Below are 19989 nucleotides of genomic sequence, written 5' to 3' on the forward strand. Positions count from 1 at the left end.
GGGGCGGTCACGCCGGGGCGACGTCGCGCGCAGGCTGCGCGACACGGCCGGGGCGGCTTGAAAGGATGCGAAAGTTTAACATGACGACGAGCAGCAGCAGGATCGCGGCCCCGCCGTTGTGCGCGACGGCGACCGGCAGCGGCCACTGCAGCACGATGTTGGTCAGGCCCGTCACGAACTGCAGCAGGACGACCAGCAGCACGCCGTTCGCGGGCCGCCGCAGCGATTCGAAGCGGCGCATTTTCAGCGCGAACGCGACCAGGTACGCGACCACGACGAACGCGAACGTGCGGTGCGTCCAGTGGATCGCGACCAGCGCGTCCTGCGTGATCGCGTCGCCGTCCTTCGTCATCCCGAGCGCGCGCCACAGGTGGAAGCCGTGCTGGAAGTCCATCGGCGGGATCCACTGGCCGTTGCAGGTCGGGAAGTCGGTGCACGCGAGCACCGCATAGTTGGTGCTCACCCAGCCGCCGAGCGCGATCTGCACGACCAGCAGCACGAGCGCCGCGAGCGCGGCCGCGCGATAGCGGCCGGCTTCGGGGTCATACGACGGCAGCGGCGTCTGCCGCGCCGCAAGCCAGCCGAGCGTGCCGAGCAGCGTGAGGCCGAGCAGCAGGTGGATCGTGACGATCACCGGTTGCAGCTTCATCGTGACCGTCCACGCGCCGAATGCGCCCTGCACGAGGATCAGCAGCAGCAGGCTCGTCGGCCACCACGGCGACACGTGCAGCGGGCGGCGGCGCAGCCGCGCGGTCCACGCGATCACGACCTGCGCGATGATCAGCACGCCGATCGCCATCGCGAAATAGCGGTGGATCATCTCGATCCACGCCTTCGACATGCTGACGGGGCCCGTCGGCATCGCCTGGTGCGCGGCCGTGATCGCGGCGTGCGCGATGAACGGCGACGACGTGCCGTAGCAGCCGGGCCAGTCCGGGCAGCCGAGCCCCGAATCGGTCAGCCGCGTGAAGCCGCCGAACATCACGAGGTCGAGCGTCAGGAAGGTGGTGATCCACACCAGCTTGCGAAACTTGTTGTCGTCGGCCTTCACCCATACGTACGACAGCGGCAGCAGCGCGATGCAGAAGCCGATCAGGCCGAGTTGCAGTAGATACGACATCGGTTCATTGCCTCTCGTGTTGCCTTAGCCGATGCTCGACCACTTCAGCAGCTTCGTCACGTCCGCCTTGATCTTGCCGGGATTCGGATCCTTCGGGAAACGCATCATCAGGTTGCCGTTCGGATCGACCATGTAGATGTGGTCGCTGTCCTTCGTGCCGGCGTCGGCCGGCAGCCACGCGGCCACCGCGGCCGGATCGGCGACGAGACGGCGCGTGTCCGGGTACGCGTCCAGCACCTTCTGCGGCATCGCACCCGCATCGCTGCGCAGCCACACCATCGTGAGCCGGTGCCGCTCGCCCGCCTGCGTGACGCGGATCTGGCGCATGAAATAGAGCTTCTTCGCGCAAGCTTCGTCGCACGCGCTGCTGTCGGTCATCACGAACAGCCACACGCCGCGCAGCGACGACAGCGGCACGGTCTTGCCGGTTTCGTCGGTCACCTGCAAATCTGCGGGGATCGGGCGCTGCGGCTCGATCAGCGTGCCGTAGTTGGTCGAGCCGCCCTTCGGCTTGATCACGTAATAGGTGAAGTACGACGCGATCATCGGTGCGGCGCACACGAGACCCAGCAGCACGAGCATCCAGCGGCCGCGCTTGCGGGCCGCGGGCGAGATCGGCGCAGCGGCCGGACCCTGACGGGAAGATTGCATGGACAAATCAGACCTCTCGAAACGAACCCGCGGCGCCGGCGCCGCGTCCTGGCATGGCGCTCACGCGCCGGCCGACTTCTTCGCCGCACGCCGCGCGGCGTACAGGCCGAAGCCGAGCGCGGCCGCCGCCATCGCCCACCACTGAAACATGTAACCGTAATTGCGCTCGACGCCGGTCGTCGCCGCCGGCCAGTCGCGCACGAGCTTGTCGCCGTCGTCGCTCGTCTGCTGGATCACGAACGGCTGCAGCGGCAGCCCCGTTTCCTTCGCATACGCGGCGACGTCCAGGTTCTGCCGGATCTTCTGGTGCGCCGCCGACCCGCCTTCACCGAGCTCGAACGCCCGCGACGCGTCGGCGCGCGCGATGCCCACGATCTCGACGTCGCCCGCGGGCGTCGCGAACGGCTCGATCGCCGTGCGATCGGAAATATTGCGCGGCAGCCAGCCGCGGTTCACGAGCACGACGCCGCCGCCCGTGAGTTTAAACGGCATCACGACGTAAAAACCCGGCTGGTCGTTATACGGCCGATTGTCGAGGAACACGGCCTGCTCGGGCAGGAAGCGGCCCGTTGCACGCACGCGATGAAACTCGATCGACGCGAGCGGCATCGGCTGCGCACCGACGTCGACGGGCACCGCCTGCTCGTAGCGCGCGATGCTCGCCTGCAGCGCTTCCTTCTGGTGCGCGCGGTCGCGCTGCCAGAAACCGAGACGGATCGTGACCGCGACGACGACGAGAATCAGCAGCGCAGGCAGCCAGCGTATCTTCATCATGCGGCCCGCCCGGCACATGCCTGAAAGCGAAGTGCGATAATTATCCTCTTCCTTTCGAATTGCCGTCGTCCGGTTCGTGTCATGCACATACTCGTTCCCATCGCCTTCGTCCTCATCATTGCCAGCATGGGCTCGGCGCTCTACTTCATGATGCACGACCGCGGCCACACGAAACGCATGGTCTGGTCGCTCGCCACCCGCGTCGGGCTGTCGGTGTCGCTGTTCCTGCTCATCCTGATCGCGAACTGGATGGGCTGGATCCATTCGACCGGCCTGCCGATCGGGCGTTGATCGATTTGCCGCCGCGGCTGCTGTGACATTTCGCCGCACGGCCACGGCACCAAGCAAAAGCGCCGCCTGACTGAGTCGCGGCGGCGCCCGGGTGGTGAAGACCGGCAGTCACGCTGCCCGGCCAACCCAATGAAAACGGCCCGCGCATTGCTGCGCGGGCCGTTGTTCCATTTACAGCCAGTAGACGACGACGTACAGGCCGAGCCAGACGACGTCGACGAAGTGCCAGTACCACGCGGCGCCTTCGAATGCGAAGTGGTGATCGGGCTTGAAGTGGCCGCGGATCATCCGCACCAGCACCACCGCGAGCATCGTGCCGCCGAGGAACACGTGGAAACCGTGGAAGCCGGTCAGCAGGAAGAACGTCGAACCGTACACGCCCGAGTTCAGCGTCAGGTTCAGTTCGTTGTACGCGTGGTAGTACTCGAAGCCCTGCAGGAACAGGAAGCAGATACCGAACGCGAGCGTCGCGGCCAGCCAGGCGATCGCCTTCTTGCGATGATCGTCACGCAGCGCGTGGTGCGAGATCGTCAGCGTCACGCCCGACGACAGCAGGAATGCGGTGTTCAGCGTCGGGATCGGCCACGGGCCCATCGTCTTGAAGTGACCGGCGAGCGCGGCGGGGCCTTCGTTCGGCCACACGGCGGAGAAATCCGGCCAGATCAGCTTGTAGTCGAGACTGCCGAGCTGGTGCAGCGCGATTTCACGTGCATAGAACAGTGCGCCGAAGAACGCGCCGAAGAACATCACTTCCGAGAAGATGAACCAGCTCATGCTCCAGCGGTACGACTTGTCGACGTTCTTGCCGTAGTGACCGCCTTCCGATTCGGCGATCGCGTCGCCGAACCAGTGATACAGCGTGAAGAGCAACCAAAGCAGGCCGAGCAGCGCCGTAAACGGCGCCCAGTCGTGACCGTTGATCCACAGCGCTGTCGATCCGAGCATGACCAGCAGGCCGATGGCCGCGCTGATCGGATGCTGCGACGGATGCGGCACGAAATAGTACGGGGTCTGGTTTTGACCGCTCATGCTTGATTCTCCACTTCAGTCCAATTTGTGTACCGGAAACCGCTCCGGCTTTATTTCTTGCGCGGCGTGACCACCACCGCTCCTTCCTGCACGCGGCGCCGTGACGCCGCGCACTGCATTCTTCCTTCGTGGCCGCGGGCTTCAGCCCACGACGGCACGCACGATCAGGATCAGCACGCCGATGAACACAGCGGCTGCCAGCAACGCGACGATCAGCACGTGCAGCGGATTCAGCTGCGTCGCGTCGGCCTCCAGGTCGCGCCGCTTGCGCACCCCGAAGAACGACCACAGCACGGCCTTCAGCGCCTGGCCGAACGACCCGCCCCGCTTGGTCTCCGTCATCGCCCCGCCTCCGTCGTCATGCGTCCGGCTTCGCCGCGCCCTGCGCCGCGGTCTTGCCCGGCGCGGGCGCCGGCGTGGCCGGCGTATTCAACTCGAAGAACGTGTACGACAGCGTGATCGTCTTCACGTCCTTCGGCAATTTCGGATCGATCACGAACACCACCGGCATCTTGCGCGATTCGTTCGCGGCCAGCGTCTGCTGCGTAAAGCAAAAGCACTCGATCTTCTTGAAGAACTCCGTCGCCTGCTTCGGCGCGTAGCTCGGAATCGCCTGGGCAACGACCGGCCTGCCCTGCCCGTTCGTCACGTCGTACACGATCGTCGTCAACTCACCCGGATGCACGTCGAGGCTGTTGTGCTCCGGCTTGAAACCAAGCGGGCCGCGCGCATTCGCATCGAACTCGACCGACACCGTGCGGCTGGTGTCGACCTGCGAATTCTTCACCTCGCGCTCGCTGACATCGCGCTGCACCAGGTTGTTGATGCCGGTGATCTGGCAGATCGCCCGATACATCGGGATCAGCGCGAAGCCGAAACCGAACATCAGCCCGGCCACGACGAAGAGCTTCACCAGCATCGAACGATTGAACGCGCGATCGACGGCGCCCTCTTCCGGCTTCGACATACGACAACTTCCTCGCTACTGCGTCTGTTGCTGCATCAGTGAGTGGACAGCCACCACTGCTTGATCACGACACCCACAAAAAAAACGGCGGCGATGACGAGCAGGATGAGGCCGAGCCGCTTGTTGCCCGCGCGGATCTGCTCGGGCGTTCGTCTTTCTTGTGGATTCCGGTTCATCTGAAACTTCGCTGAAATTTCAATTCGGCGCCCGCCGCGCCTGCCTGCGCGGCAGGCAGCGGCGGAACGCACTGTGAAACTTAATCGACGTGCGGCGGTTGCTCGAACGTGTGGAAGGGAGCCGGGCTCGGCACCGTCCACTCGAGGCCTTCCGCGCCATCCCACGGCTTGTCCGACGCCTTTTCCAGCTCGCCGCCGCCACGGTAGGCCGGCAGCGCGACCGCGAACAGGAAGTACACCTGCGCGAGGCCGAAGCCGAATGCGCCGATCGTCGCCACCTGGTTGAAGTCCGTGAACTGCGCCGGGTAGTCCGCATAGCGACGCGGCATGCCTGCGAGACCGACGAAGTGCATCGGGAAGAACGTCAGGTTGAAGAAGATCATCGACGCCCAGAAGTGGATCTTGCCGCGCGTCTCGTTGTACATCCAGCCCGTCCACTTCGGCGCCCAGTAGTACCAGCCCGAGAACAACGCGAACAATGAGCCGGCCACCAGCACGTAGTGGAAGTGCGCCACCACGAAGTAGGTACCGTGATACTGGATGTCGAGCGGCGCCATCGCGAGCATCAGGCCCGTGAGACCGCCGAACGTGAACACGAACAGGAAGCCGATCGCGAACAGCATCGGGGTTTCGAACGTCATCGAGCCGCGCCACATCGTCGCGAGCCAGTTGAACACCTTCACGCCCGTCGGCACCGCGATCAGCATCGTCGCGTACATGAAGAACAGCTGGCCGGTGACCGGCATGCCCGTGGCGAACATGTGGTGCGCCCAGACCATGAACGACAGGATTGCGATCGAAGCCGTCGCGTACACCATCGAGCTATAGCCGAACAGCGTCTTGCGTGCGAACGCCGGGATCACCTGCGACACGATCCCGAACGCCGGCAGAATCATGATGTACACCTCGGGGTGGCCGAAGAACCAGAAGATGTGCTGGTACATCACCGGATCGCCGCCGCCTGCCGCGTTGAAGAACGACGTGCCGAAGTGGCGGTCGAACAGCACCATCGTGATCGCGCCTGCCAGAACCGGCATCACCGCGATCAGCAGGTACGCCGTGATCAGCCACGTCCATGCGAACATCGGCATCTTCATCAGCGTCATGCCCGGTGCGCGCATGTTCAGGATCGTCACGACGATGTTGATCCCGCCCATGATCGACGATGCGCCCATGATGTGGACCGCGAAGATCGCGAAGTCCATGCCCGGGCCCATCTGCGTCGACAGCGGTGCGTAGAGCGTCCAGCCGGCGGCCGTCGCGCCACCCGGCGCGAAGAACGAACCGACCAGCAGCACGGCCGCAACCGGCAGCAGCCAGAAGCTGAAGTTGTTCATCCGCGCGAATGCCATGTCGGACGCGCCGATCTGCAGCGGAATCATCCAGTTCGCGAAGCCGACGAACGCCGGCATGATCGCGCCGAACACCATGATCAGGCCGTGCATCGTCGTGAGTTCGTTGAAGAACTCCGGACGCATGATCTGCAGGCCCGGCTCGAACAGCTCGGCCCGGATGGCGAGCGCCATCACGCCGCCCGACAGGAACATGATGAACGAGAACAACAGGTACAGCGTACCGATGTCCTTGTGGTTGGTGGCGAACAGCCAGCGCCGCCAGCCGTGCGGCATTTCGTGCGCGTGGTCGTCGTGCGCGTGGTCCGCGGCTACGTCGTGCCCGATGCTAGACATGAGAATCTCCTAATGCGAATACGTCGACTAACTCAGCGACACGTCAAGCCGCCGGGCCGATCTCGACACGCCGGGCTTCCTTCGCGTCAGCCCCGCCCGTGATCGTTTCCGGCTTTTTGAGAATAATGTGGTCTTCCGCCACGCCTGCTGCCTTCAGCGCGTCGCGCACGGCTTGTGCGCGATGCTTCGCCAGTTCGGCGTTTGCGTCGGCCGAGCCCGACTTGTCGGTAAAGCCCGACAGCGCGAGCTTCGCGTCCGGATGTGCCTTCGCATAGTCGGCCGCGGCGGCGATCGCCGCTTTCGCGTCGGCCGGCAGCACGCTCTTGCCCGTCTCGAAGTAGATCGTCGACAGTGCGGCCGATGCCGCTGCCGCCGGCTGCTCTGCACCCGACGCGGCTTGCGCCGGCGCCGAAGCGGCTTCCGCCGGTGCCGCTGCCGCTGCGCCCGCCGCGTCTTCCGGCATCTTGCCGTTACGCGCGTCGGCCACTTGCTTCGGCTGCAGCAGGTCGTTCTTGTGGTTGCCCCACGAATTGCGTTCGTACGTGATGACCGACGCGATGTCGAGATCCGACAGCGACGCCCACGACGGCATTGCACCCTTGCCGTGCAGCACGCGCTCGACGTGGCCGGCGATCGGGCCGTTCACGATCGGGCTGCCGTCCATGGCCGGGAAGGCGCCGAGGCCCTTGCCGCTCACCTGGTGGCAGGCCGCGCAGTTCGCCTTGTAGACTTCCTCGCCGTGCGCGACGAGTTCAGCCATCGTGTAGACCTTGTTCGGATCGACTGCGGCGCTGGCCAGCTTGGCCTTCTGCGCGGTGACCCACTTCGCGTAGTCGTCATCCGACAGGACTTCGACGACGACCGGCATGTACGCGTGTTCCTTGCCGCACAGCTCGGTACAGAAACCGCGGAACGTACCGACCTTGTCGGCCTTGAACCACGTGTCGCGCACGAAGCCGGGGATCGCATCCTGCTTCACGCCGAACGCGGGCACGTACCACGAGTGGACGACGTCGTTCGCGGTCGTGATGATGCGGATCTTCTTGTTGACCGGCACGACGAGCGGGTTGTCGACTTCCTGCAGATAGGTGTCGGTGATCGGCTTCTTGCCCATCACTTCGTCACGCGGGGTGCTGAGCGTCGACAGGAAGCCGATGCCCTCGCCCGGGCCCTTCACGTAGTCGTAGCCCCACTTCCACTGGTAGCCGGTAACCTTGATCGTGAGATCGGCGTTGGTCGTGTCCTTCATCGCGACGACGGCCTTCGTCGCCGGCAGCGCCATCAGCACGACGATGACGAACGGCACGATCGTCCAGATGATCTCGACGGTCGTGCTTTCATGGAAATTGGCGGCCTTGTGGCCCTTGGATTTGCGGTGCGCGAAGATCGAATAGAACATCACGCCGAACACGCCGACGAAGATCACCGTACACAGGATGAGCATCATCGTGTGGAGATCGTAGAGCTCCTCGGCGATCTTCGTGACAGGCGGCTGAAAGTTGATCTCGTTGACGCGGGGGCCGCCCGGGCTATCACCGACCGCCAGGGCGGCACCGGCAAAGAGCAATCCGCTGCATGCCAGCACGCCCGTGAGGGCTCGCTTGATTGTTTTCATAGCATCCTTACCCAAAATTTCCATTCAAACCCTCCCCCGTCGCAAGCTACCGGCCATATCCGCCGGTGCCCGCGCCTCGTCAGCCGCAGCGCCTGAGCGACACGCGCAGTTCGTCGGCGAACTGCGCACGCTTGTACTGCGCGAGATGCTGCCCGATTACGACGGTCTGCCCGCGCGATACCAGCCGAATCGGATCGCGTGGCGTCGCACCCGGCTCGACCCGCACCCAGCGCGGGTTGAATTCGATCTGCGTGAGCCGCTCCGCATCCATCCGCTCGATCACGAGCCGGTGCGGATACAGCCTGATGCGTTCGTAATCGACCGCATGGCGAGCATAGATCGCAAATGCGACACCCACAGCCAGCAACTCGATTCCGGTGAAGGGCATGACGAGCCAAGCCCCTTGCCACATCAGCAATGTCGCGATCACCAGCGAGAAACCCGCGAGCGACGCGTAAAACAGCACGAACTGGCGCGGCGACACCGAACAATTGCGTTTCATCAGCCAGTCTTCGAGGACCGGCTCGCCGTTCGTCGTCTCCGCCAAAACCCTCGCTGCTTCCATCGCCGCCTCACGCGAATGGCATGCGATGCATGCCTGCATCGGACTCGTCGCCCCGTATTGCGGGGACCCCGGGACGACAAGCTGACGCATTATAGGCGGGTTCAATGGCATCCACAAGCAAGCGACTATCGGCCCGCGAGCCAAGCGCGACAAGCTTTTCGGCCATTTTAGGCGCCAATTCGACCCCGCTTTGCGCCGCTAATTTCAGACATAACAAAACCCCTCTTTACCGCTTTACCGATTCTTCGGACGCCCCTTGCCGATGTCCTCGATGCGCACGATCCCATGCCCTTCGGCTGTCGTGCGCGGTACGGCCTTCCACGCGTGGCCGTAGATCACTTCGAACGTCAGCGGAATCGTGCCGTCCGCGCGCCGGCGGGCCTCCAGCGCATCGCCGAGCGCCGCGCGGAAGCGCCGTGTCGCGCGCTGCGGCGCCTCGCGGTCGAACGGATAGGCGCCCCAGCGGCGCACGTCGGCCAGCAGGGAGTCGGGGGATTTGTAGGTGACGGTCAGCACTTCCTGATCCATCACGGGAATCTCGAAGCCGCTCTCGACGAGCATGTCGCCGAGGTCGTGCATGTCGACGAAATCGATCACGCGCGCGGCGGGCGGCGCCATGCCGAGCGCCGCCTCGGCGTCCGCGCAGGCCGCGCGCAGTTCACGCAGCGTATCGGGGCCGAGCGTGCTGAACATCAGCAGCCCGTTCACGCGCAGCACGCGCTGCCATTCGGGCAACACCGCGTCCGGGCGCGAATGCCAGTGGAGGGCGAGATTCGACCAGATCAGGTCGAATGCGCCGCCGGGGAACGGCAGCGCGGCGAAATCGGCCTGCGCGACGCGCGGGCCGCGCTGGCCCAGGGCGCGGCCGAGCGAGGCCGGCAGCCAGCGGCGCCAGCTCGTCTGCTCGACCTCGCGCTGCCCCGCTCGTGCGAGCATCGCACCGGACAGATCGACGCCGAATACGGGCGCCTCCGGAAAGCGTGCGCGCAGCGCCGGCAGATCGTCGCCCGGGCCGCAACCCGCGTCCAGCACGGCTGCGGGGCTCACCTTGATGTATTCGAGGCGCTCGTTCATGCGCTGCGCGATCTCGCGCGGCAGGAACGCGACCGCATCGAACGTGGCGGCACGGCGGTCGAAAATCCGCCGCAGGCGCCTTGCGTCATTGGCCGGACGGCCGGTTGAAGTCGAAGCTGGGGACATGTCGGGCACACTGGCGAAGAGCCCGAAGTATACTCGCTCGCCCCGCGGGCTTCATTGAGGCGGGGTGTCAGGAGTGTTGCGATGATCCGCAGTTCCGCCCGACGCACGATGCGCGTCGCTTTGTCGCAGGTTCGCGCGCTGGGAGCGCGCGTCGCCGCGGTCGCGCTGCCGAATCGCTGCGCACTGTGCGGCAATATGTCACACGCCGTGGTGTGCGGCGCTTGCGATGCCGCGTACTGGAATGAAGCACGGCTGCGCTGCGACGTCTGCGCGCTGCCGCTGGGTATCGGGCAACCGCGCTCGCCCCGCGGCGCTCGCGCCGGCCGAGTTGCCGCGTACCGGTGCGACGCGTGCCGTGCAGCGCCGCCGCCGTTCGACGCGACGCTCGCGCTGGCGGATTACCGCGCGCCGCTCGACGGGCTCGCGCGCGGCCTGAAGTTTCACCGGCAACTCGCGCTCGGCACCGAATTCGCGGCACGGCTCGCCCGGTTGATCGACGATACGCCCGGCGCCGGCGGCTTCGACCTGGTGGCGCCGGTGCCGCTGTCGCACCGGCGGCTCGTCGCGCGCGGCTACAACCAGGCGTGGGCAATCGCCCGCCCGCTCGCGCGGCGGCTCGGCGTGCGCGCGGACGCGGCGCTGCTCGCGCGGGTCGCCGAGACCGCGCCGCAGTCGCGGCTCGACCGGCACGCGCGGCGCGACAACGTGATGGCGGCATTCGCGGTGGCGGGTGGCGTCGCCGGCCGCCACGTCGCGCTCGTCGACGACGTGATGACGTCCGGCGCGACGCTCGCGGCCGCCGCACACGCGCTGAAGGCGGCGGGCGCCGCGCGCGTGACGAATCTGGTTGCGCTGCGCACCGCCAGGGATTAATTAGATAGAGAGGCCAGCCGCCCGAACACGGCGGCGGCCGCCACGAACCGGCCGGCCGGGAACGCGCGCATTGCGCCGCCCCGGCCGGCCCAGCCAGACCGAAACATGTTCAACGTCGTCCTCGTCGCCCCCGAAATTCCGCCGAACACCGGCAACGTGATCCGCCTGTGCGCCAACACGGGCGCGCGCCTGCACCTGATCGAACCGCTCGGCTTCCCGCTCGACGACGCGCGGATGCGCCGCGCGGGCCTCGACTATCACGAGTATGCGCAGATGCGCGTGCACCGCGACTGGGACGCGTTCGTCGCGGCAGAAACGCCTGACCCCGCGCGGATGTTCGCGTTCACGACGCGCGGTTCGGGCCGCTTCCACGATCATGCGTTCCTGCCCGGCGACTGGTTCGTGTTCGGCTCGGAAACGCGCGGCCTGCCCGCCGAGCTGCTCGAGCGCTTCCCGAACGAACAGCGCGTGCGCCTGCCGATGCGGCCGGACAACCGCAGCCTGAACCTGTCGAACACGGTCGCGGTGGTCGTGTTCGAAGCGTGGCGCCAGGCCGGCTTCGAAGGCGGCGCATGACGCTTGCGCGGCGCATCCCGCACCGCGTGACGCGTCACGTCCGCGCGAGCCATGCGCGATACAGGTCGTAGATGTCGGGAGAAAAGCACGCGAACACCACGCGTGCGAGGTTCGGCGCCTGCGGCAGCATTTCGGCGACGGTGCCCACCGCGATCTCCACGGCCTCTTCAGCCGGATAGCGATAGATGCCGCAACTGATCGCCGGGAACGCGATCGATGTCGCCGCGACCTCTTCGGCCAGCTCGATCGCGCGCCGGTAGCACGACGCGAGCAGGTCGGCCTCGCCGCTCCCGCCGCCGTGCCACACCGGCCCGACCGCATGGATCACGTAGCGCGCCGGCAGCCCGTGGCCGCGCGTGAGCTTGGCGTCGCCTGTCTCGCAGCCGCCGAGCGTGCGGCATTCGGCAAGCAGGCCGGGGCCGGCCGCGCGATGGATCGCGCCGTCGACGCCGCCCCCGCCGAGCAGCGAGCCGTTCGCGGCGTTGACGATCGCATCGACATCGAGCGTCGTGATGTCGACGACCTGCGCATCGAGCGTGGTGGAATGGATCTGCAGCATGACAACCTCCCGGAACGCCGGAGACTGTTCAAGCGTAGCGCGCTTTGACGCCGCGCGCCCGACGCGAACACGGCGCCAGGCGGCGCCGGCGCCCTACTCGGCGCGCGCGTCGCGCCGCAGCAGGCCGCTGACGGCGTCGCGCGGCGCGATGCCGTCGAACAGCACGCCGCACACGGCTTCGGTGATCGGCATTTCGATCGACTGCGCGCGCGCGATGGCCAGCACGGCCTGCGCGCAGCGCACGCCTTCGGCCACGTGGCCGAGCGCGCCGAGGATGTCGTTCAGCGTGCGGCCGGCCGCCAGTTGCAGGCCGACCGTGCGGTTGCGCGACAGGTCGCCCGTGGCGGTGAGGATCAGGTCGCCCAGGCCCGTGAGGCCCGTGAAGGTTTCCGCACGGCCGCCGAGCGCGACGCCGAGGCGCGACATTTCGGCGAGGCCGCGCGTAATCAGCGCGGCGCGTGCGTTCAGCCCGAGACCGAGGCCGTCGGCGATGCCGGTCGCGATCGCGAGCACGTTCTTCACCGCGCCGCCGACCTCGACGCCGACCACGTCGTCGCCCGTATAGATCCGCATCGCGCCGTGATGGAACGCGGCGAGCGTGCGCTCGCGGCATTCGGCGGACGTGCTCGCCACCGTCAGCGCGACGGGCAGCGACTGCCCGACCTCGCGGGCGAAGCTCGGCCCCGACAGCACGCCGTTGCTGTGCTGTTCGGGCAGCTCGGCCGCGATCACCTGATGCGGCAGCAGATGCGTGTCGGCCTCGAAGCCCTTGCAGACCCAGACGACGTGCGCGGGCACGCAGCCTGCGTCGCGCATCGCGTGGCACAGCGTGCGCAGCCCGGCCACGGGCGCGGCGATCACGCACAGTGCGTCGTCCGCGGCGCCATGCGCGAGCGCGGCGCCGAGATCGGCGTCGTAGCGCAATGCGTCAGGCAGCGCGATGCCGTCCAGATAGCGGGAATTTTCGTGCCGGGCTTGCAGCCCGGCGATGAGCGCGGCGTCGCGCGCCCACAGAAGCGTATCGTGCCGCGCGGCCAGATGGCCCGCGAGCGCGGTGCCCCAGGCACCGGCGCCGAGAACGGCTACTTTCATACCCAGCACCGGTCCTCCGAGTAAAACGTCAGTTCAGCGTCGTGCCGTTCGGTGCGCCTGCTGCGGCACCGGCCTGCTGCTGAAGCTGCGCGAGGCGCTGTTCGTACAGCGCCTGGAAGTTGATTTCCGCCAGGTGGATCGGCGGGAAGCCCGCGCGCGTGATCGCGTCGGCGATGTTCGAACGCAGGTACGGGAACAGGATCGTCGGGCAAGCGATGCCGACGAGCGGGTCGAGTTGTTCGTCCGGAATGTTGCGGATGTCGAAAATGCCGGCCTGCTTCGCTTCGATCAGGAACGCGACCTTGTCCTTCACCTTCGCGGTGACGGTGCCCGACACGACGACTTCGAACACGCTTTCCGCGAGGCGGTCGGCCTTGACGTCGACTTCGACTTCAACCGACGGCATGTCCTGCTCGAGGAAGATCGCCGGCGAATTCGGCTGCTCGAGCGACATATCCTTCAGGTAGACGCGCTGGATGTTGAAGAACGGTTGGTTTTCGACGTCGGACATGGTGTATCCCTAAAAGTGGTGACGGGGCGGCCCGGCTTCGCGCCGGCCGCCACGGATGAATCCTGCGCGCCCAAGCCGCGGCGCGGCCGGCGGCCATTCTGCCCTAATCAGGCCGCTTGCAGAAGCGGTACGAGCCCGCCTTCGCGGTCGAGCTTCGACAGATCGTCGTAACCGCCGACGTGCGTGTCGCCGATATAGATCTGCGGCACCGTGCGGCGCCCCGTGCGCGTCATCATTTCGTCGCGGCGGGCCGGATCGCGGTCGATCAGCACCTTCTCGATCTGCTCGACACCGCGCAGCTTCAGCAGGCGCTCGGCCTGGATGCAATACGGACACACCTGCGTGCTGTACATCAAAACCTTGTTCACTTCGCCACTCCTTGTTTGACGACCGGCATCCCGGCCTGCTGCCAGGCGGCCACGCCGCCCTCGAGCACGTGCACCTCGGCGTAACCCGCCGCCTCGACCTCGCGCGCCGCCTTCTGCGACTGCTGGCCGTTCTGGCAGACGAGCAGCACCGGGGTGCTCTTGTTCTTCGCGACTTGCGCGATCTTCGTGCCGATCTCGCCCGCCGCGACCTGACGTGCCGACGGCAGGTGGCCGGCAGCGAAATCGGACGCGGCGCGCACGTCGATCACGACCGCGTTGCGGCGGTTGATGAGTTGCGTCGCCTCTGCGGCGGACAGGCCGCCACGGCCGCGGCGCAGCGCGGGCCAGGCCAGCAGGCCGCCGGATACCACCAGGATCGCGATAAGGGCCAGGTTGGTGTAATCGGTAAAGAACGTCACGGAATTCCGCCGGAAAAAGAGAAATCGGATGAGGACAATCCCGCCATTATAAAATAACCGTCTTGCGCGATGGCGGGCCCGGGTCGGGTCCTGCTCGACGCGCCACAGCTTCCTTCACTACCGACCGCAAGATCCATGTACAAACTCGTTCTCATCCGCCACGGCGAATCGACGTGGAACAAGGAAAACCGCTTCACCGGCTGGGTCGACGTCGACCTGACCGAACAGGGTCGCAACGAGGCCTACCAGGCCGGCGAATTGCTCAAGGAGGCCGGCTACACGTTCGACATCGCGTACACGTCGGTGCTCAAGCGCGCGATCCGCACGCTGTGGCACGTGCAGGACAAGATGGACCTGATGTACCTGCCGGTCGTCCACTCGTGGCGCCTGAACGAGCGCCACTACGGCGCGCTGTCGGGCCTGAACAAGGCGGAAACGGCCGCGAAGTTCGGCGACGACCAGGTGCTCGTGTGGCGCCGCAGCTACGACACGCCGCCGCCCGCGCTCGAGGCGACCGACGAACGCGCGCCGTTCAACGACCCGCGCTACGCGAAGGTGCCGCGCGAGCAACTGCCGCTCACCGAGTGCCTGAAGGACACGGTCGCGCGCGTGCTGCCGCTGTGGAACGAGTCGATCGCCCCGGCGGTCCGCGCCGGCAAGCAGGTGCTGATCGCCGCGCACGGCAACTCGCTGCGCGCGTTGATCAAGTACCTCGACGGCATCTCGGACAGCGACATCGTCGGCCTGAACATCCCGAACGGCGTGCCGCTCGTGTATGAGCTCGACGAAAACCTGAAGCCGATCAAGCACTATTACCTCGGCGACCAGGACGCGATCGCGCAGGCGCAAGCCGCCGTCGCGAAGCAGGGCAAGGCGGGCTGACGCCCGTCGGCCGGGTGAGCCGGGTGAGCCGCGTCCGGTGCGGCCCGCCCGGCCCCGGCCCTTGCCCGGCGCACCGCGCGAACCTTCGCGGCCCCGGCGCTGTCGAATCCGCTTTCGAACCCGCAGCGCGGGCGGCGGTGCCCCGCCGGGCCGGCTCCGGGCCCTTTTCGACGCTTTTCGCGCCGTTCCACTGAGTTATCGGACGAACAGTTATACTTGTCCGCTACATCATCCCCGCTACCGCCACGCGCTTCCCGACCGCACCAGATCTCTATGCGAATGAAATTGAAGAACATCGGCCTGATTGCCGCGGGCCTCGCCACGGGCGTGTTCGCCACGCTGCAGGTTTCCGCATCGGCCGAGCAGACCGCCACGGCGCCGCTTCCCCTCGACCAGCTCCGCCTGTTCGCGGAAGTCTTCGGACAGATCAAGCGCGAGTACGTCGAACCGGTCGACGACAAGAAGCTGCTGACGGCTGCGATCAAGGGCATGGTGTCGAGCCTCGACCCGCACTCGTCGTTCCTCGACAAGACCGACTATGACGAGCTGCAGGAGCAGACGAAGGGCCGCTTCGCGGGTCTCGGCATCGAGATCTCGCAGGAAGACGGCCTCGTCAAGGTGATCTCGCCGATCGAGGATACCCCCGCGTTCCGCGCCGGCATCCGTCCGGGCGACCTGATCACGCGCATCAACGACAAGCCGGTGCGCGGCATGACGCTCGACAAGGCCGTGAAGCAGATGCGCGGCGAGCCGGGCACCAAGGTCACGCTGACGATCTTCCGCAAGAGCGACGACCGCACGTTCCCGGTCACCGTCACGCGCGCGATCATCAAGGTCCAGAGCGTGAAGATGAAGATCCTCGATCCGGGCTACGCGTATGTCCGCATCACGAGCTTCCAGGAGCGCACGACGCCCGATCTCGCCCAGAAGCTGCAGGACATCGCACGCCAGCAGCCGAACCTGAAGGGCCTCGTCCTCGACCTGCGCAACAACGGCGGCGGCCTGCTGCAGAGCGCGGTCGGCGTGGCCGGCGCATTCCTGCCGCCCGACTCCGTCGTCGTGTCGACCAACGGCCAGATCGCCGATTCGAAGCAGGTCTACCGCGATACGTATGACAACTATCGCCTGCCGTCCTTCGACGGCGATCCGCTGAAGAACCTGCCGCCGGTCTTCAAGACCGTGCCGATGATCGTGCTGACGAACGCCTATTCGGCGTCCGCGTCGGAAATCGTCGCCGGTGCGCTGCAGGATTCGAAGCGCGCGCAGATCATGGGCAAGACGACGTTCGGCAAGGGTTCGGTGCAGACGGTCCGCCCGATGACGGCCGACACCGCGCTGCGCCTGACCACCGCGTACTACTACACGCCGAGCGGCCGTTCGATCCAGAACAAGGGCATCACGCCGGACGTGCCGGTCGATCAGTACGCGGACGGCGATCCGGACGACGTGCTCGTGACGCGCGAGGTCGACTACTCGAACCACCTGGCGAACACGCAGGATCCGAACGAGAAGAAGGAACAGGAAGACCGCGAGCAGCGCCGCATGGATCAGCTGCGCATTCTCGAAGAGCAGAACGACAAGAAGACGCCGGAGCAGCGCCAGAAGGATCGCGATCGCAAGCCGATCGAGTTCGGCAGCGCCGACGACTTCATGATGCAGCAGGCGCTCAACAAGCTCGAAGGCAAGCCGGTCCAGGAATCGAAGTCGCTGCTCGCCGAGAGCACGACGAAGAGCCCGGCCGGCAAGGCCACGGCCTCGAAGGCATCGGGCGCAAGCGCGAAGCCGGCAGCCGCACCGAAGCCCGCGTCAGCGCCGCAGTAAGCGCCGGCCGGCATCCGACGGGCCATCGCGGGAAGACCGCGATGGCCCGTTTTTCATGCGCGCCTAAAATAACGACACCTCCGCCGCCTCGCCCACGACTCCCCATGAACGACGATCAACTCCTTCGCTACTCCCGTCACATCCTCGTCGACGAAATCGGCATCGAGGCGCAGCAGCGCTTTCTCGATGCGCATGCGATCGTGGTCGGCGCGGGGGGCCTCGGCTCACCCGCCGCGATGTACCTCGCGGCATCAGGCGTCGGCACGATCACGCTCGTCGACGCCGATACGGTCGACCTCACGAACCTGCAGCGGCAGATCCTGCACGTGACGGCATCGGTCGGCCGCCACAAGGTCGAATCGGGGCGCGACGCGCTCGCCCAGCTGAACCCCGACGTGAAGGTGAACGCGGTCGCGGAGCGCGTCGACGACGCGTGGCTCGACGCGCACGTGCCGCATGCGACCGTCGTGCTCGACTGCACCGACAACTTCGCGACGCGGCATGCGATCAACCGCGCGTGCGTCGCGCACGGCGTGCCGCTCGTGTCGGGCGCCGCGCTGCGTTTCGACGGCCAGATCAGCACGTTCGATTTCCGCGACCCGGCCGCGCCCTGCTATGCGTGCGTGTTTCCGGAAGACCAGCCGTTCGAGGAAGTCGCGTGCGCGACGATGGGCGTGTTCGCGCCGACGGTCGGGATCATCGGCGCAATGCAGGCCGCCGAGGCGCTGCGCGTGATCGGCGAAATCGGCAAGACGCTCAACGGCCGGCTGATGATGCTCGATTCACTGCGGATGGAATGGACGACGATGAAAATCGCGCGCCAGGCCGACTGCCCCGTGTGCGGGGGCCGGCACTGACGCGCGACGGGCATGCGCCGGGCGGCGCATGCTTGGTGACACTTCGCTACGATTAGCGGCGCCGCCCGCGCGTCAAGCAGCCGCGTCCGCGCGCGGCTCCGCAACCGACAGGCGCTGCAACGCGGCCTGCACTTCCTCCGGCTCGAACGCGGCGAGCACGTCGGCCGTCGGCTTTTCGAGCGCCTTCAGGTGCGCACGCAGGATCTCCTGCTTCACGACGAGCAGCTGGCTCGGGTGCATCGAGAACTCGGTGAGCCCCATCCCGAGCAACAGGCGCGTGAGCGCCGGATCGCCGGCCATCTCCCCGCACACCGACACGGACACGCCCGCGCGCTTCGCTTCGCGCAGCGTATAGGCGATCAGGTGCAGCACCGCCGGGTGCAGCGGGTCGTACAGGTGCGCGACCGCGTTGTCCGCGCGATCGATCGCGAGCGTGTACTGGATCAGGTCGTTCGTGCCGATCGACAGGAAATCGAACCGCTTCAGGAACAGCGGCAGCGCGATCGCCGCGGCCGGAATCTCGATCATCGCGCCGAGGCGCACGTTCGGGTCGTACGCGAGCCCCGCGTCGTCGAGCTGGCGCTTCGCCTCGCGGATCAGGTCGAGCGTCTGGTCGATCTCCTGCGCGTGCGCGAGCATCGGGATCAGGATCTTCACCTGGCCGAACGCGGACGCGCGCAGGATCGCGCGCAACTGCGTGAGGAACATCTGCGGCTCGGACAGGCTCCAGCGGATCGCGCGCAGGCCGAGCGCCGGGTTCGGCGCCGTCTCGTAGCCTTCGTCGAGTGCCTCGAGCGGCTTGTCCGCGCCGACGTCGATCGTGCGGATCGTCACCGGCATGCCCTTCATCCACTCGACAGCCCGCTTGTACGCGGCGAACTGCTCCTCCTCTTCCGGCATCTCCTTCTGATGCATGAACAGGAACTCGGAACGGAACAGCCCGACGCCGACCGCGCCGGCGTCGACAGCCGCCTTCGCGTCGTCGGGCAGCTCGATATTCGCGTACAGCTCGATCTTGGTGCCGCACAACGTTTGCGTCGGCGAGAACTTCAAACGCTGCAGCTTGCGTTGCTCCAGCAGCTTCTCGGACTGCCGGTACGAATATTCCTCGAGGACGATCGGCGCCGGATCGACGATCACGATGCCCTGGTCGCCGTCGACGATGATCAGGTCGTCCTGGCGGATCAGCGCGCTCGCGTGCTGCACGCCGACCGCGGCCGGAATGCCGAGGCTGCGCGCGACGATCGCCGTATGCGACGTGCGCCCGCCGAGATCGGTGACGAACGCCTGGAACGACTGCGACTTGAACTGCATCATGTCGGCCGGCGCGATGTCGTGCGCGACGACGATCATCTCGTTCGTGCCGTTCCTGGCCGCGCGGTCCAGTGCCTGCGACGCCGACGGTGCACCGGCGAGCGCCTTCAGCACGCGCTCGACCACCTGCTCGATGTCGGCCTTGCGCTCGCGCAGGTATTCGTCCTCGATGTCGTCGAAGTGGCGCGTGAGCAGCTCGAGCTGCTCGGTCAGCGCCCATTCGACGTTGTAGCGACGCGTGCGGATCAGGTCGATGGTTTCCTGCACGAGCATCTCGTCGCTCAGGATCATCGCGTGGACGTCGATGAATGCACCGACTTCGCTCGGGGTGTCGTCGGTCAGGTCGGCGCGCAGCGCTTCGAGTTCGTGATGCACGACCTCGAGCGCCGTGCGGAAGCGCTCGACCTCCGCATCGATCTGGTTTGCCTCGACCAGGTAATGGGCGACGTCGAGCGCCGCCGGCGCGATCAGATACGCTCGCCCGATCGCGATACCACGTGAGACGGGAATGCCATGCAGCGTGAAGGACACGCGCACCTCCTCTGTACAAGTAAAGCCGCGGCACACTGCTGCGATGCGCTTATGACCCCGGTTAGCGATTATAAATTCCGCGACTCCCCGCTGACTGCATGCACCGCAGC

23 protein-coding genes are annotated in these 19989 nt (G+C 66.6%); 6 read left to right on the plus strand and 17 right to left on the minus strand.

The genetic code is table 11. From position 1 onward, the window contains the following. Window positions 1–7: 7 nt before the first annotated feature. From BCEP18194_RS21020 to BCEP18194_RS21030, 3 genes are read right to left on the minus strand one after another with little or no spacing between them, the layout of a single operon-like run. Window positions 8–1120 carry a COX15/CtaA family protein gene (locus tag BCEP18194_RS21020; RefSeq protein ID WP_011353270.1) on the minus strand — a complete coding sequence of 371 codons (1113 nt, stop codon included), beginning with the start codon at window positions 1118–1120 and terminating at the stop codon, window positions 8–10. Window positions 1121–1144: 24 nt separating this feature from the next. Beyond that, on the minus strand, window positions 1145–1771 hold the full coding sequence (locus BCEP18194_RS21025) for an SCO family protein (protein WP_011353271.1): 627 nt from the start codon (window positions 1769–1771) through the stop codon (window positions 1145–1147). Between the two features lie 60 nt (window positions 1772–1831). Then, window positions 1832–2542 carry an SURF1 family protein gene (locus BCEP18194_RS21030; protein WP_041493125.1) on the minus strand — a complete coding sequence of 237 codons (711 nt, stop codon included), beginning with the start codon at window positions 2540–2542 and terminating at the stop codon, window positions 1832–1834. Between the two features lie 84 nt (window positions 2543–2626). On the opposite strand from BCEP18194_RS21030, the gene BCEP18194_RS21035 reads away from it, so the two are divergent. Then, window positions 2627–2836 (plus strand): twin transmembrane helix small protein, encoded by a 210-nt coding sequence (locus tag BCEP18194_RS21035; protein ID WP_011353273.1) that lies wholly within the window; start codon window positions 2627–2629, stop codon window positions 2834–2836. A gap of 171 nt (window positions 2837–3007) precedes the next feature. On the opposite strand, the gene BCEP18194_RS21040 is transcribed toward BCEP18194_RS21035, so the two are convergent. The 8 genes from BCEP18194_RS21040 to BCEP18194_RS21075 form a co-directional block, all read right to left on the minus strand. After that, a complete protein-coding gene (locus tag BCEP18194_RS21040; RefSeq protein WP_011353274.1) occupies window positions 3008–3865 on the minus strand; it encodes a cytochrome c oxidase subunit 3 in 858 nt (285 codons plus the stop codon). A gap of 141 nt (window positions 3866–4006) precedes the next feature. After that, window positions 4007–4207 carry a DUF2970 domain-containing protein gene (locus BCEP18194_RS21045; protein ID WP_011353275.1) on the minus strand — a complete coding sequence of 67 codons (201 nt, stop codon included), beginning with the start codon at window positions 4205–4207 and terminating at the stop codon, window positions 4007–4009. 16 nt (window positions 4208–4223) lie between these two features. Continuing rightward, on the minus strand, window positions 4224–4832 hold the full coding sequence (locus tag BCEP18194_RS21050) for a cytochrome c oxidase assembly protein (RefSeq protein WP_011353276.1): 609 nt from the start codon (window positions 4830–4832) through the stop codon (window positions 4224–4226). Between the two features lie 35 nt (window positions 4833–4867). Continuing rightward, on the minus strand, window positions 4868–5008 hold the full coding sequence (locus tag BCEP18194_RS41705; RefSeq protein WP_006760728.1) for a cytochrome oxidase small assembly protein: 141 nt from the start codon (window positions 5006–5008) through the stop codon (window positions 4868–4870). Window positions 5009–5088: 80 nt separating this feature from the next. Further along, window positions 5089–6696: a cytochrome c oxidase subunit I gene (ctaD, locus tag BCEP18194_RS21060; RefSeq protein ID WP_011353277.1), complete on the minus strand. Its 1608-nt coding sequence runs from the start codon at window positions 6694–6696 to the stop codon at window positions 5089–5091. A 43-nt stretch (window positions 6697–6739) separates the two neighbouring features. Continuing rightward, a complete protein-coding gene (coxB, locus tag BCEP18194_RS21065) occupies window positions 6740–8335 on the minus strand; it encodes a cytochrome c oxidase subunit II (RefSeq protein ID WP_011353278.1) in 1596 nt (531 codons plus the stop codon). 55 nt (window positions 8336–8390) lie between these two features. Continuing rightward, window positions 8391–8915: a DUF2244 domain-containing protein gene (locus BCEP18194_RS21070; RefSeq protein ID WP_011353279.1), complete on the minus strand. Its 525-nt coding sequence runs from the start codon at window positions 8913–8915 to the stop codon at window positions 8391–8393. Window positions 8916–9110: 195 nt separating this feature from the next. Continuing rightward, entirely contained in the window at window positions 9111–10076 is a 966-nt protein-coding gene (locus BCEP18194_RS21075; protein ID WP_011353280.1) for a methyltransferase domain-containing protein, read from the minus strand. A gap of 81 nt (window positions 10077–10157) precedes the next feature. On the opposite strand from BCEP18194_RS21075, the gene BCEP18194_RS21080 reads away from it, so the two are divergent. Together BCEP18194_RS21080 and trmL are read left to right on the plus strand one after the other, a co-directional pair. Beyond that, window positions 10158–10949, plus strand: coding sequence for a ComF family protein (locus tag BCEP18194_RS21080; protein ID WP_011353281.1), 792 nt, complete (start codon window positions 10158–10160; stop codon window positions 10947–10949). 105 nt (window positions 10950–11054) lie between these two features. Next, window positions 11055–11525, plus strand: a complete 471-nt coding sequence (gene trmL, locus BCEP18194_RS21085; protein ID WP_011353282.1) for a tRNA (uridine(34)/cytosine(34)/5-carboxymethylaminomethyluridine(34)-2'-O)-methyltransferase TrmL — start codon at window positions 11055–11057, stop codon at window positions 11523–11525. Between the two features lie 34 nt (window positions 11526–11559). On the opposite strand, the gene BCEP18194_RS21090 is transcribed toward trmL, so the two are convergent. The 5 genes from BCEP18194_RS21090 to BCEP18194_RS21110 form a co-directional block, all read right to left on the minus strand. Continuing rightward, the gene (locus BCEP18194_RS21090; RefSeq protein WP_011353283.1) at window positions 11560–12084 is read right to left on the minus strand and encodes an O-acetyl-ADP-ribose deacetylase; all 525 of its coding nucleotides are present in this window, start codon (window positions 12082–12084) and stop codon (window positions 11560–11562) included. A gap of 93 nt (window positions 12085–12177) precedes the next feature. Further along, a complete protein-coding gene (locus BCEP18194_RS21095; RefSeq protein WP_011353284.1) occupies window positions 12178–13176 on the minus strand; it encodes an NAD(P)H-dependent glycerol-3-phosphate dehydrogenase in 999 nt (332 codons plus the stop codon). A gap of 28 nt (window positions 13177–13204) precedes the next feature. Then, the gene (gene secB, locus BCEP18194_RS21100) at window positions 13205–13687 is read right to left on the minus strand and encodes a protein-export chaperone SecB (RefSeq protein WP_011353285.1); all 483 of its coding nucleotides are present in this window, start codon (window positions 13685–13687) and stop codon (window positions 13205–13207) included. 107 nt (window positions 13688–13794) lie between these two features. After that, a complete protein-coding gene (gene grxC / locus BCEP18194_RS21105) occupies window positions 13795–14055 on the minus strand; it encodes a glutaredoxin 3 (RefSeq protein ID WP_039346228.1) in 261 nt (86 codons plus the stop codon). Then, entirely contained in the window at window positions 14052–14474 is a 423-nt protein-coding gene (locus tag BCEP18194_RS21110) for a rhodanese-like domain-containing protein (RefSeq protein ID WP_011353287.1), read from the minus strand. The genes grxC and BCEP18194_RS21110 overlap by 4 nt, the downstream gene beginning before the upstream one ends. A gap of 135 nt (window positions 14475–14609) precedes the next feature. Here BCEP18194_RS21110 and gpmA point away from each other — a divergent pair, with 135 nt between their 5' ends. The 3 genes from gpmA (at window position 14610) to BCEP18194_RS21125 (ending at window position 18034) form a co-directional block, all read left to right on the plus strand. Further along, entirely contained in the window at window positions 14610–15356 is a 747-nt protein-coding gene (gene gpmA, locus BCEP18194_RS21115) for a 2,3-diphosphoglycerate-dependent phosphoglycerate mutase (RefSeq protein ID WP_041492964.1), read from the plus strand. 273 nt (window positions 15357–15629) lie between these two features. Further along, the gene (locus tag BCEP18194_RS21120; RefSeq protein WP_011353289.1) at window positions 15630–17177 is read left to right on the plus strand and encodes a S41 family peptidase; all 1548 of its coding nucleotides are present in this window, start codon (window positions 15630–15632) and stop codon (window positions 17175–17177) included. Window positions 17178–17281: 104 nt separating this feature from the next. Beyond that, a complete protein-coding gene (locus BCEP18194_RS21125) occupies window positions 17282–18034 on the plus strand; it encodes a HesA/MoeB/ThiF family protein (protein WP_041492965.1) in 753 nt (250 codons plus the stop codon). A 72-nt stretch (window positions 18035–18106) separates the two neighbouring features. Here the strand turns inward: BCEP18194_RS21125 and ptsP are convergent, their stop codons facing one another. Beyond that, window positions 18107–19879: a phosphoenolpyruvate--protein phosphotransferase gene (gene ptsP, locus BCEP18194_RS21130; RefSeq protein ID WP_041493126.1), complete on the minus strand. Its 1773-nt coding sequence runs from the start codon at window positions 19877–19879 to the stop codon at window positions 18107–18109. Between the last annotated feature and the right edge of the window lie 110 nt (window positions 19880–19989).

The organism is Burkholderia lata, assembly GCF_000012945.1.
Taxonomy (GTDB): Bacteria; Pseudomonadota; Gammaproteobacteria; order Burkholderiales; family Burkholderiaceae; genus Burkholderia; species Burkholderia lata.

Coding starts and splice junctions, on each gene's coding strand:
- BCEP18194_RS21020 (WP_011353270.1), bottom strand. CDS start 1,120: ATGTCGTATCTACTGCAACTCGGCCTGATCGGCTTCTGCATCGCGCTG.
- BCEP18194_RS41705 (WP_006760728.1), bottom strand. CDS start 5,008: ATGAACCGGAATCCACAAGAAAGACGAACGCCCGAGCAGATCCGCGCG.
- BCEP18194_RS21040 (WP_011353274.1), bottom strand. CDS start 3,865: ATGAGCGGTCAAAACCAGACCCCGTACTATTTCGTGCCGCATCCGTCG.
- BCEP18194_RS21120 (WP_011353289.1), top strand. CDS start 15,630: ATGCGAATGAAATTGAAGAACATCGGCCTGATTGCCGCGGGCCTCGCC.
- BCEP18194_RS21045 (WP_011353275.1), bottom strand. CDS start 4,207: ATGACGGAGACCAAGCGGGGCGGGTCGTTCGGCCAGGCGCTGAAGGCC.
- BCEP18194_RS21080 (WP_011353281.1), top strand. CDS start 10,158: ATGATCCGCAGTTCCGCCCGACGCACGATGCGCGTCGCTTTGTCGCAG.
- BCEP18194_RS21090 (WP_011353283.1), bottom strand. CDS start 12,084: ATGCTGCAGATCCATTCCACCACGCTCGATGCGCAGGTCGTCGACATC.
- trmL (WP_011353282.1), top strand. CDS start 11,055: ATGTTCAACGTCGTCCTCGTCGCCCCCGAAATTCCGCCGAACACCGGC.
- BCEP18194_RS21125 (WP_041492965.1), top strand. CDS start 17,282: ATGAACGACGATCAACTCCTTCGCTACTCCCGTCACATCCTCGTCGAC.
- gpmA (WP_041492964.1), top strand. CDS start 14,610: ATGTACAAACTCGTTCTCATCCGCCACGGCGAATCGACGTGGAACAAG.
- BCEP18194_RS21070 (WP_011353279.1), bottom strand. CDS start 8,915: ATGCAGGCATGCATCGCATGCCATTCGCGTGAGGCGGCGATGGAAGCA.
- BCEP18194_RS21035 (WP_011353273.1), top strand. CDS start 2,627: ATGCACATACTCGTTCCCATCGCCTTCGTCCTCATCATTGCCAGCATG.
- BCEP18194_RS21075 (WP_011353280.1), bottom strand. CDS start 10,076: ATGTCCCCAGCTTCGACTTCAACCGGCCGTCCGGCCAATGACGCAAGG.
- BCEP18194_RS21025 (WP_011353271.1), bottom strand. CDS start 1,771: ATGCAATCTTCCCGTCAGGGTCCGGCCGCTGCGCCGATCTCGCCCGCG.
- ctaD (WP_011353277.1), bottom strand. CDS start 6,696: ATGTCTAGCATCGGGCACGACGTAGCCGCGGACCACGCGCACGACGAC.
- coxB (WP_011353278.1), bottom strand. CDS start 8,335: ATGGAAATTTTGGGTAAGGATGCTATGAAAACAATCAAGCGAGCCCTC.
- BCEP18194_RS21050 (WP_011353276.1), bottom strand. CDS start 4,832: ATGTCGAAGCCGGAAGAGGGCGCCGTCGATCGCGCGTTCAATCGTTCG.
- secB (WP_011353285.1), bottom strand. CDS start 13,687: ATGTCCGACGTCGAAAACCAACCGTTCTTCAACATCCAGCGCGTCTAC.
- BCEP18194_RS21095 (WP_011353284.1), bottom strand. CDS start 13,176: ATGAAAGTAGCCGTTCTCGGCGCCGGTGCCTGGGGCACCGCGCTCGCG.
- BCEP18194_RS21030 (WP_041493125.1), bottom strand. CDS start 2,542: ATGAAGATACGCTGGCTGCCTGCGCTGCTGATTCTCGTCGTCGTCGCG.